This is a genomic window from Bacillus cereus group sp. BfR-BA-01381 (assembly GCF_022663555.1).
GTDB lineage: Bacteria > Bacillota > Bacilli > Bacillales > Bacillaceae_G > Bacillus_A > Bacillus_A pacificus.
In genome coordinates this window covers 1-12,640 of record NZ_JAKUFR010000113.1, presented here as the reverse complement: position 1 = coordinate 12,640, position 12,640 = coordinate 1, and the positions used below count along the sequence as shown (strand labels likewise).

Sequence of the window (12,640 nt, the reverse complement as noted above, 5' to 3'; positions counted from 1 at the left end):
TTTACTTACGATTAAGTAATCACCAGCAAACTCAGGTAATACCTCAGTAGATAATGCGTAATAACCTTCTTTTAATGCTTTTTCTTTTACCTTTTCAGGCATTTTTAATTTCATTTCTTGGTACAGAATTTCTGTTCCACGGCCCCAGTTCTCGCCGTATACATAAAGCTGCTTGTTGAAGTTTTCTACAACAGAAACTGTAGCATCTTCACCGATTTTTGCTTTAATTTCTTTACCAGCTTCTTGTGCACGTTTCTTGAAGTCATCAACCCAAGTTTTTGCTTCTTTTTCTTTGTTTAATAACTTACCAATTTCTAAATGCTGTGTTAAGTAATCAACTTTTCCGTAAGTGTATGTTACAGTAGGAGCGATTTTCTTTAACTTATCAACATTTTTAATATTTGATAAACCGATGATTAAATCTGGATTTAGTTCAGCGATTTTTTCAACATTTTCATCTGATACTTCAGCAACATCTTTAAGTTTGCTATCAAAACGTGGGTTTTGTTTAGACCATGAATCTACCCCAACAAGATTTACACCTAATGACATTACGTTACCAGCGAATGATGATAAAACAACAACGCGTTTTGGATTTGCAGGAACTTCTACTTTACCATTTTCAGATTGGTATGTAATTGTTTCTGATTTACTACCTTTTGCATCATTCTTTTTGTCTGTAGAGCCATTGCTACAAGCGCTCATAACAAGGACGAAAAGAACGGTTAGTGAAATAAATAACTTTTTCATCGTCTGTCTCCTTTAAATAGATGATATGTGTATACAATAATTTGTTTAACTGCAATTTTTTTGAAAGAGTAGTGGTAATACAAAATGTTTATTAAAAATTTTGAATGTGAGATGTCACAATATAGTATTAACCATACTAATAAAAGAAGATGTAATCTCAAATTTTCTAATTATTAACAAATTGATAATGATTATCACTATTGATTCATTAAATAATATAATTTTATCTAGTTGTATTGTCAATAGTAATTTTAATTGTAAATTTTGCGGAAACAGGGTATATTTTATTGAGAATGATAATCAATGATTAGTAGCTGAGGAGTGAGCACGAATGAATCGAGAAGAATTGTTTGATGTAACTGTGATAGGCGGAGGACCTGCAGGGCTTTATTCAGCTTTTTATAGTGGACTCAGAGAAATGAAAACGAAAATAATAGAATTTCAACCACAGCTAGGTGGAAAAATACATGTTTATCCAGAGAAGATGATTTGGGATGTAGGTGGACTATTACCAGTTACAGGTGATAAATTAATTGAGCAACTTGTACAACAAGGGTTAACATTTCAGCCAGAAGTTGTATTAAATACAAAAGTAGAATCGATTATTCGTAATAAAGATGGCACTTTTACGTTAAAAGCAAACGATGGAAAAGAACACTTTTCAAAAACAGTTATTGTGGCAACTGGAAGTGGTATATTGAAACCACAAAAGTTATCAATTGAAGGTGCTGAGCGATTTGAAGTATCGAATTTAAATTATACAGTGAAATCTTTAAAGCGTTTCAAAGATAAAACGATCATTATTTCCGGCGGAGGAAATTCTGCCGTTGATTGGGCAAATGAATTAGAACCAATCGCGAAAAAAGTATATGTAACATATAGAAAAGAAGAATTATCTGGTCATGAAGCACAAGTGAAGCAACTGCTGAACAGCTCAGCTGAGTGTTTCTTTCATACATCGATTACAAAATTAATTGCTGGTGATAGTCATGAAGCGATTGAATATGTAGAATTAACGAATCATGAGACAGGTGAAGTTTCTCATTTACTTATTGATGAAGTTATTATTAATCATGGATATGAACGTGACATTACATTATTAGAAAATAGTGAGTTAGACGTTGCGATTATAGATAATTTTTATATTGCAGGGAATGCAAACAGTGAGTCTTCAGTAGACGGATTATATGCCGCTGGGGATATTTTAAAGCATGAAGGAAAATTACACTTAATTGCGGGAGCATTCCAAGATGCTGGAAATGCTGTAAATAAAGCGAAACAATTTATTCAGCCAAATGCAAGTGAGTATGGAATGGTTTCTTCGCATAATGAAGTATTTAAGAAGAGAAATCGTGAATTGATTAAGCAGATGATGAAATAGTAAAGAAACAAGTATACCCCCATTTACTTCTCTATTCGAATGACGAGAGAGGTAAATGGGGGTTTTCCTGTTTACTATATTTTCAATCATTATAATGACACCGGTTTCATCAGTTCATGTGAAATGAACGTTTTATTTGTAAATCCTCCTATAAAACAATGAATCTATGTTTTGCTGACGCAGAACAGTATTACATTATGCTGTTCCTTTAGCTCGTTCGTTAGGAAATGGCATGTTTAATATAGAAGCAATGTACTGTTTTCCATGCATTCGAGCTAATGATTCTAATATTTGGCGAACACGTTTTGTAAGATGACCTTGTTTTTTTATTTCCTCACAATATGCGTCATAGAAAACGTATTTAGCCCAAAGGAAATCATCTTGTTGGAATAAGAAATGATTTTTGTACCATTCTCCAATTGTATGGTAACAATTGTTTTCCTGTATTGCTACGCTTTGAGAAAGAATACGATCAGATAAAGATGCAGTTAAATGAGAAATTGTGTTTTCTGTTTCAATTTGTAATGTTTTTTCTAACATTGTAATGATGTGACGAGTAGCCATATGTTAACTCTCCTTTGTGTAAATGGGTAATACCATTCTATATTTAAAAAATTCTTACTATATACTATTATACAATATATGGAATGCATCTACCTGCTTTTTAGGTTGCATTTACAAAATCTTTTTTATTTGTTTACAAAAATAAAGTAAGATACAGTATATAGGAAAAAATAATAAAGGAATGAACGAGTTGTATATAACAGTAGAAGAAGCTGCGGAGTATTTGAATTTACCAAAGTCGTATATTGAAGAGTTAATTCAGCAAAAGAAAATTCGTGCACTATTTGATGGAGAGCAATATTTATTAAATAAAGAACAATTCAATACACATTTAGAACAAATGGAGAAATATAAGCAATTAGTGGAAGAAATATTGAACGAACCCATTCCAGAAGATATGGATGTTAAAGACGAAGATTAAACTATGGGAAATCCCTTATGAAGATATGCAGAAATGTATCTTCATAAGGGATTTTTTGTTTAAAGATATTAAAGCATAAGGAGTTGTTAGCCTTTCTTCAAATTTTGATAGGTAATAGTCTACCATGTTAAAAGCATATTTTTTTCTAGCTAGGACAAACATAGAGAACGTAACCTGTACAGATACATATACTATCAGTGCAAAAGCTTATAAATTAATGGAAGGGGTTTTCTCGTGAGTTTATTTCATTGTGATTTCTTGGAAGATTTAATTGGATCTTTTGTGAGAGTAAACAGGGGTGGTCCAGAATCTCAAAAAGGAACAATAGTCGCAGTATGTTCGGATTACTTTGTATTAAAGAATGAAAAAGGAGAGCTCTATTACTATCAGATTCGTCATCTGAAAAGCATTACAAAAAATGTGAAAGATTGTAAAGCAGATGATTGTGGATGGTTGGAATGTGAGTGTGAAGGTGACTTTGAAAAGCTACTTCAAAGCTTCAAATATCGTTGGGTGAAAATTAATCGTGGTGGCCCAGAGAAAGTTGAAGGTATCTTACAAGATGTTTCTTGTGAGTTTGTGACATTAATTGTAAAAGAAGAAGTTATATTAGTTGCAGTACCTCATATTAAGAGTGTCACAGTAGCGTGCGAAGAGAGCGAAGAAAGTAATAATGAAAGCTGTTGTTCAGGTCGAGAGCGCGCACAAAGACCATCAAGTAGAGGAAGATAATAAGAAAGGAGGATATGAATTTGGAGAGTGTATTATGCTGTGAGCAAATTAAGTGCTTAGTTGGTGAGACTGTAAAAGTAAATCTTCGTGGCCCAGAGAGTCGAGTGGGGGTACTTGTATCGTTAGGAAGAGATTACCTTACATTACAACTCCCTCTTGGTGAATTAGTATATTACCAATTGAAACACGTGAAGAGTCTAGTTAAGAAAGTGAAAGAAAGTAAATGTGACGATTGCTATGTTTCATGTTTCTGCTCTGATGATGATACTTTTGTCGATGTATTATGTGACTTGAAGTATAAGTGGGTAAAGATTAATCGTGGCGGCCCAGAGTGTGTAGAAGGCTTATTAAGTGAAGTGCATGAGGAATGTATTACACTAGTAAACTGTGATGAGGTCATTTATATCATTAATTATCATATTAAGAGTGTGAGTCAAGTAGTTAAATGTAAAAAGAATGAAGATGAATAATGTTTAATAAATAAGAGGGGCATTATGAGGGAAAGAGAAGAACAATTTCTTATTTCGATAGTATGAAAAGGAATTACTTACTATTAAGACAGAACTTTGCCCTGATTATTTTTTTACCGAAGACAGGAAAGAAGAAATTTATAGGAAGGAGGATATAGATGAATGAGTTGAATAAAAATATTGGAGAAAATATATATATTAAATTAATCGGTGAAAAAAGATTTAAAGGTGTATTAATAGACGTAGGAAATGATATCGTTGTTCTTTACAATGGACAAGACTACGTATATATATCTTTATATCATGTACAACATTATAAAATTTTACGACCACATGATGAAGAAGTAGCAAAACCAGATGTTGATTCTGTCATTAAGAGAGAATCTCCTTCAATTTCTTTGAGGAAAGTATTAAGTACCTCTAAAGGGATTTTTACAGAAATTTATGTAGCTGGAAATGCTCCAATACATGGATATGTTACAAGTGTAATGAACGATTATATCGTTTTTTATAGCCCAGTTTATAAAACAGTGTATATATCTTTAAAGCATTTGAAATGGTTAATTCCGTATAAAGAAAATCAAGTGCCTTATGCCCTCAATAAAAATGAACTCCCCGTGAATCCATTAAATATTACGTTAGCTCGAACTTTTGAAGAACAGCTTATTAAAATGGCTGGCAAAATCATGGTGTTCGATTTAGGTGAGGAATCTAATAAAATCGGAAAGATGGCAAAAATTGATGAAGGTCATATTGAAATATTAAAGGCGCGTGATGCGAAAATGTATGTAAATATTCAACATGTAAAATCTGTCCATTGTCCGTAAGTTAATTGAAAGGGCTGGCTTTTTCTTTTATATGTAGAAGAAAAGGTCGAGCCTATTTGTTTAGGTCGATTTGAATATGAGGGGAAAAATGAATTGAATATAAATATGTTAGTATGACTGTTGAAGAGGAAATTTTGTGCGAAATTATAAAGAATATGTACGAGCTATCTTTTGATGTATTCAATTTATTTTTTTGAGGGAGAACTGCTTAACTAATATATTAAAGGGGTTTTGTTGGTGGAGCAGTTTCCAAATTCGTTATCGATTACATTACTTGGTAGTGCTGGTGGAGCAGCAAAAGCAGTTTTAGCGATTTTAAATCAAGCGATAGTAAATGAAAAAGACCCGATTTATGAAGTCATAAAGAATGTTACATTTTATTTGGTTGATATAAAACAAAAAGATAGGACGTATTATGACGAGTTGTTTCCAAATTTGAAAGATCAATTGTTTTTATCCGAAATAGACCTCCAAGATGTAGTGACATTTAAAAAGCATTTAAAAGAAAGTAGTACGAGCGTTGTTATTGATGTTTCGGGGGCAGATACGATCAGAGTATTAAGCTGTTGTAATGAACTTGGAATTTGTTATATTAATTCAGCTTTGGAAAACGAGGCAGTAGATCAGGACGATAGTTTAATCGGCTTTCAGCTTACGGAAAGATATACGAGATTTGAGAAGGAAAAAGAGAAATTTACAAATACAAAAGCAATTATAGGCTCAGGTATGAATCCAGGTGTCGTTCAATGGATGGTTGTTGAACTTATGAAGGAACGCCCGAATGAAAAGCCAAGAGCATGCTATATAGTAGAACATGATACGTCATTTTTGAATGATACAGCACTGATAAAGCCTCATACACTGTATGCTTCATGGGCAGTAGAGCGATTTCTAGATGAAGCGATATGGAGTTATCCGATGTATATGAGTCATCATCGTCCTCTTTACTTTTATGAAGATGTATATGCTTCAGAGTATAAAGTAAAGTTGGGAGAGAAAGAGTTTTACGGTTGTTTGATGCCGCATGAGGAAGTTTTAATTTTAGGGAAAAACTTTAACATGGAAGTAGGGTTTCTTTACCGAATTAATGAGTATACAACAAATATAATTAGACAGAATTTAGATAAGGTAGAAGATCTATGGAATTGGAATCGTAAAGTATTTAATCCAGCCGAAGAAGAGATTGCGGGCGAGGATCTAGTCGGTGTATTACTCGTTTATGAAAATAGCGAGACCTATATGTATAACGTGATGAATAGCAGTCAAGTTTTTCATAAATATAAAACGAATGCGACATACTTCCAAGTAGGATGTGGCATTTATGCTGGCTTGTGTAGTTTACTGTTCGATAACTTTAAACAAGGTGCCTATTATGTAGAGGAATTATTATTAAATACAGAAAGTAAGTACGGAGAATATTTGAATTTATATATGAATGATTTTGTAGTTGGTGGAAATGACTTTACGGATGGATTGCTACATGATCGGGTAAGATGGATATAAGTTGTGACGAAAAGGAAGGGGAAATCTCCTTCCTTTTCCCGTTATAAGGTTACAGATTGCTCTGAAAGTAATTTCATACTTATAATTTAATGAGATAATATGTAGATTTTTTGTATTGATCATGAGGAGTAGCAAGGAAGTATTGCGATTCAAAGTAGCGGAGAGCTAGGAATGAAAGTGGAGATTTTTTTACTGATAGCATAATGTGCTAGAAGAAAATATTTTTCAGAAAAGTGTTCTTGTTGCGTAAATATAAACATTTTATAAAATGTTTCGAGAAGGGTTTTTTTTATAAAATACTTCGTTTATAATGGAGGAAAATATCGACATGAGATTTGTTATTCATGTAACGGTTCGGTAGTGTTAGAAAAAGAAGGGGTGCACGCGCATCCTTTTTTCTATGCAGATATTATGAAAGAGGTGGTATGATGGAATTAACATTAAATTCGACTGTATGCTTGCACACAATTCAATTTCGAAAAGAGCAAAAGAATTATATTGTAAAAGATACAATTACAGGAGAAAAATATGAAATGCCGCCACTTTGGATTGATGCATTGGCAATGATGCGTGACGGTTTTTTATTAGGGGAAATTGAGGAGAAATTAAAAGAAGAGTATCCGGAAGAAGAAATAAATATGTTAGCATTTACGAGGCAACTGTTAGAGCTAGAGCTTGTCGGAATGGTCGATGGGGAAGAAATAGCTTGTACAAAGAAGAAAGAGAAAGATTATTTAGCTTGGTTACGTCCTCGCGTTGAGCAATTCTTTCTTAGTTTAAATAAAAGAAATAGAAGCAAAGGTCAATGATGATCTTTGCTTTTTTGTATAGTTTGTTTAAAAAATTACAGCGAATGCTCTTGCGAAAGCACCGTCGCTATTTTTAATTTTTAAAGGTGCTGCTGAGAAAAAGAAACGTTTCGCATTAATGGCATCTAAGTTTGTTAAGTTTTCGATTAAATAAATATTATTCCCAAGTAGTATGTGATGAATCGGTGATGTTTCTGTCGTTACCTCGTCGGGAGAAATGAAATCTAAACCGACAGATTTTACTTTTAATTGAACTAATTCTTCAGCTAATTCTTCGGAAAGATAAAAGGCTTCTTGTTCATACGCTTCTGTATTCCATTTATTAGATAGGTTGGAATGGAAAATGACAATATCACCTTCTTTTATGTCAGCATTGTGTAACACTTCTTTAGGTAGTTTTCGTTCTTGTACATGGGTTACATCAATAAGAACAGCTTCACCTACAAATTGATCTAGGGGCAATTGATCAATAGTCGTTGCGCCTGAAATGAAATGAGCAGGAGCATCACAATGTGTACCAACATGAACGACAGAATGAAAATCTGTAACTTGATATCCTGTCTCTTCAACACTTGTAATGGCTTCTAAATTGATTTTTGGTGTTCCAGGAAATTGAGACATATTGTTTTCAAATGTTTGGGATAGGTCAATTACTTTCACTTTAAATACCTCCAAGTATATATTTTGAAATATAAAAAACTCACCTTTCATAATCAAGAAAGATGAGTTTTGCACACAATAGTTACGTTTTATCTTTCAAAATGCAATGCATTTTGCAGGAATTAGCACCTATTCAGTTTGTATAAACTGAGGTTGCTGGGCTTCAAAGGGCCGGTCCCTCTGCCTCTCTTGATAAAGGTATATTCAATTTAAAGTTCGGAATTTTCGTGATAATAAAATTGTAATTCATTTCCTTTTTCTGTGCAACACAAAATAGGTATTCACCCAAATAAAGTTGCTCGCATATTGTAGCTTATGTAAATAGAATGCTGCGAAGGAGTGAGTGCAGTGACAGGGAATGTATTGAACTATTATGCTGGTGGAAATACAGCTAGAGGATTTCATAATTTATATGAAGAGAATTTAAAAGGACTAAACAGATTATTTATTTTAAAGGGTGGACCTGGAACGGGAAAATCTTCTTTAATTAAGGTAATAGGTCGTGAATGGGTTGAAAAGGGATATGATATTGAATTTTTACACTGTTCTTCTGATAATAAATCGGTTGATGGTGTCATTATCCCGAAGTTAAAAGTAGGAATTGTTGATGGAACATCACCGCATGTTATTGAGCCAAAAATGCCAGGAGTTGTGGAGGAGTATATTAATTTAGGAATTGCTTGGGATTCAGATAAGTTAAGAAAGCAGAAAGTGGAAATTGAACGATTTGTTTCAGAAGCAAGCAAAGCTTTTCAAGCTGCTTACGCTCGTTTTAACGAGGCATTAGTTATACATGATGAGTGGGAGAAAATATATATTAGTAATATTGATTTTAATAAAGCGAATGAACTAACCGAGCAGCTCATTCAGAAACTATTTACAGATAAAGTTGGGAAACAATCGCTTGTGAAACATCGGTTTTTAGGAGCGGCTACACCGAAAGGAGCAGTTGATTTTGTTCCTAACTTAACAGAAGGATTGCCACATCGTTATTTTATAAAAGGACGCCCAGGTTCTGGAAAATCAACAATGCTCAAAAAATTAGCTAAGGCAGCAGAAGAAAAAGGGTTTGAAGTTGAAGTATATCATTGTGGGTTTGATCCAAATAGTCTTGATATGGTTATCGTAAGAGAATTAGGGTTTGCGATTTTCGATAGCACCGCACCACATGAATATTTTCCAAGCCGCGAAGGTGATGAAATTATAGATATGTATGCCCTTATTGTGACACCAGGGACGGATGAGAAGTATGCGGAGGAAATTCGTGACGTCTCTATTCAATATAAAGCAAAAATGAATGAGGCGATGTCTTTCTTAGCAAAGGCGAAATCAGTTCGTGATAAATTAGAACGAATTTATATTGCTGCTATGGATTTTTCAAAAGTAGATGCATACAAAGAGGAGATTCAAAAAGAGTTTGAACGAATTGCGGTTAGTGTAACTGAAAAGAACAAGTAAAAAATAACGAATTTTGACAGGCTGTCGGAAATTTTCTGACAGCTATTTTAGTATGTAGTAAACTTAGTAATATATTTGTCGAATTTCCAAGGAAATAATCAAAAAATGGAGAGGGTATGAAATGAGAGAGAAAATTAAGTTGGAGTTAGAACGAATTGAGAAAGAAAATGATGTGAAAATTTTATTCGCTGTGGAGTCAGGGAGTCGTGCATGGGGATTTCCATCAAAAGATAGTGATTATGATGTTAGATTCGTTTATATGCACCCGGTAGAATGGTATTTATCCATTCATGATAAACGAGATGTAATTGAGTATCCGATTAGTGATGATTTAGATATAAGCGGATGGGATATTAAAAAAGCGTTACAACTATTTGCAAAGTCAAACCCAGCTTTACTCGAATGGATTCGATCACCCATTTTTTATTCGAAAAACTCTAATTTTCCAGAAAAGCTTCAGCAAATGAGTGAAAAGAATTTTGATCCAAAAGCAACGATATACCATTACCTACATATGGCTTCAAAAAATTATCGTGAATTTTTGCAAGGTGAGAATGTAAAATTGAAAAAGTACTTTTATGTATTGCGTCCTATTTTGGCTTGTAAGTGGCTAGAGGAGAAAACAACTTTGCCTCCTGTAGAATTCGATCGATTAATTACAGAATTATCAATAGAGCGTAGCGTATTAGATGAAATTGAACGGTTGTTAATAAAGAAAAAGGCAGGTACTGAATTAGATGTTGGATTGAAAATTGAGGTGTTGAATCAATTTTTAGAAGAACAAATTCATTACTATCAGCAATACGTAAAAGGAATTGAAAAGGGATCAGGGATCGATATTGAGAGTTTAAATACATTGTTTCGAGATATGTTGTTTGCGGTATACGAAAAAGAGCACAAGTAAGTTTGTGCTCTTTTTATTTTGTAGGAATAAAGAAAACAGATATAGCTGCAAGAAGACCTGCAAATGAGAATAAGTAAAAATTCCATGCTAAGTCATATTGCATTGTCATAATAATACCGACAAGAATAGGACCAGTAATTGCGCCAACTCGGCCAAGTCCAAGTCCCCAGCCTAAGGAAGTAGCTCGGATATGTGATGGAAAGTATTGTGTTACATATGCATTTAATATTTGAGTAATGCCAACTGACCCAATTCCAGCAAGACCAATTAAAAGATAGATGATTGTAACAGATGGTTTAATTGTTAATAGTCCAATACATATAGCTGCCATAAGATAGGAGATGCTAATAACAATTTTAGCTCCTATACGATCGGCGATTGCTCCAGCAAATAATGCACCGATAGCGGCAGTAATATTTAGCATAAGTAGGAATGATAGACTAGATCCAAGAGGGTATCCTGCCTGTCGCATCATCTGAGGTAACCAAGTATTTAAACCGTATATTAAAAACATACCCATTATATAAGTGATCCAAAAAAGCAGCGTTGCTTTTCTGTATTCTTTTGAGAATAAAGTAAGAAATCCATTTCTCTTTCGCATATTAGATGAGGGTTGATGAGTTTCATCTTTCACATAGAATTCAATTTGAAAACGATTAAGGATTTGGTTAACTTCTTTTTGGCGATTACGTGATAATAAAAATTGAATGGATTCAGGTAAATAACGAATAATGAAAGGAATAAGGAGTAGTGGAATCATTCCGATGCCAAACATAGTTCTCCATCCGAAACCTTCTAACATAAACATAGACAAAATAGCGCCTAACACGATCCCTAAAGGATAGCCAGTAAACATAAGAGCATAAATAAAAGATTGTCGCTTTTTTGGTGAATATTCAACAGTAAGTGCTGAAGCTGTTGGAATAACACCACCTAATCCGATTCCTCCGATAAACCGAGATAAACCAAATAATTCGGGAGAAGGAGCAAGTGCAGCTAGGCCCATTGTGATAGAAAAAAGTGCTAAACAGCATATAAGCGTCCATTTCCGTCCAATTAGATCTGTAATGGTTCCAACTAGAATAGCGCCAATAAACATACCAAATAAAGCATAGCTAGCAATTGTACCAGCATGTGCCGGCGAAAGTGCCCAGCTTTTGTCTTCTAGGAGCTTTGGCAGAACGGCACCGTAAATACCTAAATCATATCCATCAGCTAGAATAGCTAGCCAACAAATAAAAACAACAAGTTTTGTAATAGAGCTCGAAAAGATAGTTTCTGTAGATTCTAGATGAGGTGGAGCTGATGGTTGCATAGTATTCACCCCTTTTATTTGTAGATGAATATATTATTTTATTCCATGTTAATATTTTCCTCCTTGTGTCGAAATTTATCTCGCTTTAATGGGCAGTAAGACCCCCCACCTCAAAATTCAGCGAAAGCAAAGAAGTTAGGTGGGGGCTGATTAAAGTTTCACTTTATCTGAAAAGGTTTTATAACAAATAAAGAAGCTCAACAGTCATTCTGTTGAACTTCTTTATTTGTTTACTCATTATCAACTCGTTTTAACGGTTGATCTGCCGGACCTTCAATAACATCTCCCTCAATTGAAAAGCGTGAACCGTGGCAAGGACAGTCCCAAGTACAATCACCATTATTCCATTCAACTTCGCAGCCGAGATGTGTACAAGTTGTATCGACAATATGTAATTTTCCATCTTTGTCCTTATAAGCACCTGCTCGTTTCCCTTTAACATGTACGACAGATCCTTCACCAACTTCGAGGTCTTCTGGTTTACGTAATGCAGTTTCAATCTTTCCTTCAATTAAATGTTTCGCAACATCAAGGTTTTGGGAGAGGAACGTTTTTATATCTGGATTTGCATGGAAGCGTGATGGTGCATACAGTTCTTTATATGGACTGTCTACTTTTAGAATGGAATCCTTCAGTAAATGAGCGGCAGCAGTTCCAGTTGTCATTCCCCATTTACGATATCCAGTTGCAACAAATATATTTGGATTGCTCTCGTTAATATGTCCGATATAAGGGAGCTTATCTAGCGTAATTAAATCTTGTGCTGACCATCTATAAGGAACTTCATCTATTCCAAACGTTGCTTCCGCAAAAGAATAAAGTGCTTCGTAATGAAGCATCGTGTTT

At 34.1% G+C, this 12,640-nt stretch carries 14 protein-coding genes and 1 riboswitch; of the genes, 9 read left to right on the top strand and 5 right to left on the bottom strand.

Annotated elements, in window-relative coordinates; genetic code table 11:
- The coding region (locus tag MR079_RS25220) for an iron-hydroxamate ABC transporter substrate-binding protein (protein WP_242294844.1) at nt 1-750 on the bottom strand (750 nt) is incomplete at its 3' end.
- Nucleotides 751-1,081: 331 nt separating this feature from the next.
- Here MR079_RS25220 and MR079_RS25215 point away from each other — a divergent pair.
- The gene (locus MR079_RS25215; protein WP_139869462.1) at nt 1,082-2,131 is read left to right on the top strand and encodes an NAD(P)/FAD-dependent oxidoreductase; all 1,050 of its coding nucleotides are present in this window, start codon (nt 1,082-1,084) and stop codon (nt 2,129-2,131) included.
- A 195-nt stretch (nt 2,132-2,326) separates the two neighbouring features.
- On the opposite strand, the gene MR079_RS25210 is transcribed toward MR079_RS25215, so the two are convergent.
- Entirely contained in the window at nt 2,327-2,695 is a 369-nt protein-coding gene (locus MR079_RS25210) for a hypothetical protein (protein ID WP_000235473.1), read from the bottom strand.
- A 181-nt stretch (nt 2,696-2,876) separates the two neighbouring features.
- Between MR079_RS25210 and MR079_RS25205 the strand changes: the two genes are divergently transcribed.
- The 6 genes from MR079_RS25205 to MR079_RS25180 all read left to right on the top strand — a co-directional run bounded on the left by MR079_RS25205 (nt 2,877) and on the right by MR079_RS25180 (nt 7,457).
- Nucleotides 2,877-3,116 carry a helix-turn-helix domain-containing protein gene (locus MR079_RS25205; RefSeq protein WP_001004507.1) on the top strand — a complete coding sequence of 80 codons (240 nt, stop codon included), beginning with the start codon at nt 2,877-2,879 and terminating at the stop codon, nt 3,114-3,116.
- Nucleotides 3,117-3,350: 234 nt separating this feature from the next.
- Entirely contained in the window at nt 3,351-3,848 is a 498-nt protein-coding gene (locus MR079_RS25200) for a spore coat protein (protein WP_139869463.1), read from the top strand.
- 20 nt (nt 3,849-3,868) lie between these two features.
- Nucleotides 3,869-4,318, top strand: coding sequence for a hypothetical protein (locus MR079_RS25195; RefSeq protein WP_000446703.1), 450 nt, complete (start codon nt 3,869-3,871; stop codon nt 4,316-4,318).
- A 158-nt stretch (nt 4,319-4,476) separates the two neighbouring features.
- A complete protein-coding gene (locus MR079_RS25190; RefSeq protein ID WP_001004262.1) occupies nt 4,477-5,145 on the top strand; it encodes an LSm family protein in 669 nt (222 codons plus the stop codon).
- Nucleotides 5,146-5,382: 237 nt separating this feature from the next.
- Nucleotides 5,383-6,648 (top strand): S-adenosylmethionine decarboxylase related protein, encoded by a 1,266-nt coding sequence (locus MR079_RS25185; protein WP_139869464.1) that lies wholly within the window; start codon nt 5,383-5,385, stop codon nt 6,646-6,648.
- Between the two features lie 428 nt (nt 6,649-7,076).
- Nucleotides 7,077-7,457, top strand: a complete 381-nt coding sequence (locus MR079_RS25180) for a hypothetical protein (RefSeq protein WP_000424113.1) — start codon at nt 7,077-7,079, stop codon at nt 7,455-7,457.
- A 27-nt stretch (nt 7,458-7,484) separates the two neighbouring features.
- On the opposite strand, the gene MR079_RS25175 is transcribed toward MR079_RS25180, so the two are convergent.
- A complete protein-coding gene (locus MR079_RS25175) occupies nt 7,485-8,117 on the bottom strand; it encodes a cyclase family protein (RefSeq protein WP_000862960.1) in 633 nt (210 codons plus the stop codon).
- An 86-nt stretch (nt 8,118-8,203) separates the two neighbouring features.
- Nucleotides 8,204-8,316, bottom strand: a riboswitch (SAM riboswitch).
- A gap of 149 nt (nt 8,317-8,465) precedes the next feature.
- Here MR079_RS25175 and MR079_RS25170 point away from each other — a divergent pair.
- Both MR079_RS25170 and MR079_RS25165 read left to right on the top strand, forming a co-directional pair.
- Complete coding sequence (locus tag MR079_RS25170) at nt 8,466-9,575, top strand: PRK06851 family protein (protein WP_000147495.1); 1,110 nt, start codon at nt 8,466-8,468, stop codon at nt 9,573-9,575.
- 121 nt (nt 9,576-9,696) lie between these two features.
- A complete protein-coding gene (locus tag MR079_RS25165; protein WP_242294843.1) occupies nt 9,697-10,479 on the top strand; it encodes a nucleotidyltransferase domain-containing protein in 783 nt (260 codons plus the stop codon).
- 13 nt (nt 10,480-10,492) lie between these two features.
- Here MR079_RS25165 and MR079_RS25160 read toward each other — a convergent pair whose 3' ends face one another.
- Entirely contained in the window at nt 10,493-11,794 is a 1,302-nt protein-coding gene (locus MR079_RS25160) for an MFS transporter (protein ID WP_139869466.1), read from the bottom strand.
- 230 nt (nt 11,795-12,024) lie between these two features.
- Nucleotides 12,025-12,640 (bottom strand): Rieske (2Fe-2S) protein (locus MR079_RS25155; RefSeq protein WP_242294842.1); only part of this gene is annotated, 616 nt, incomplete at its 5' end.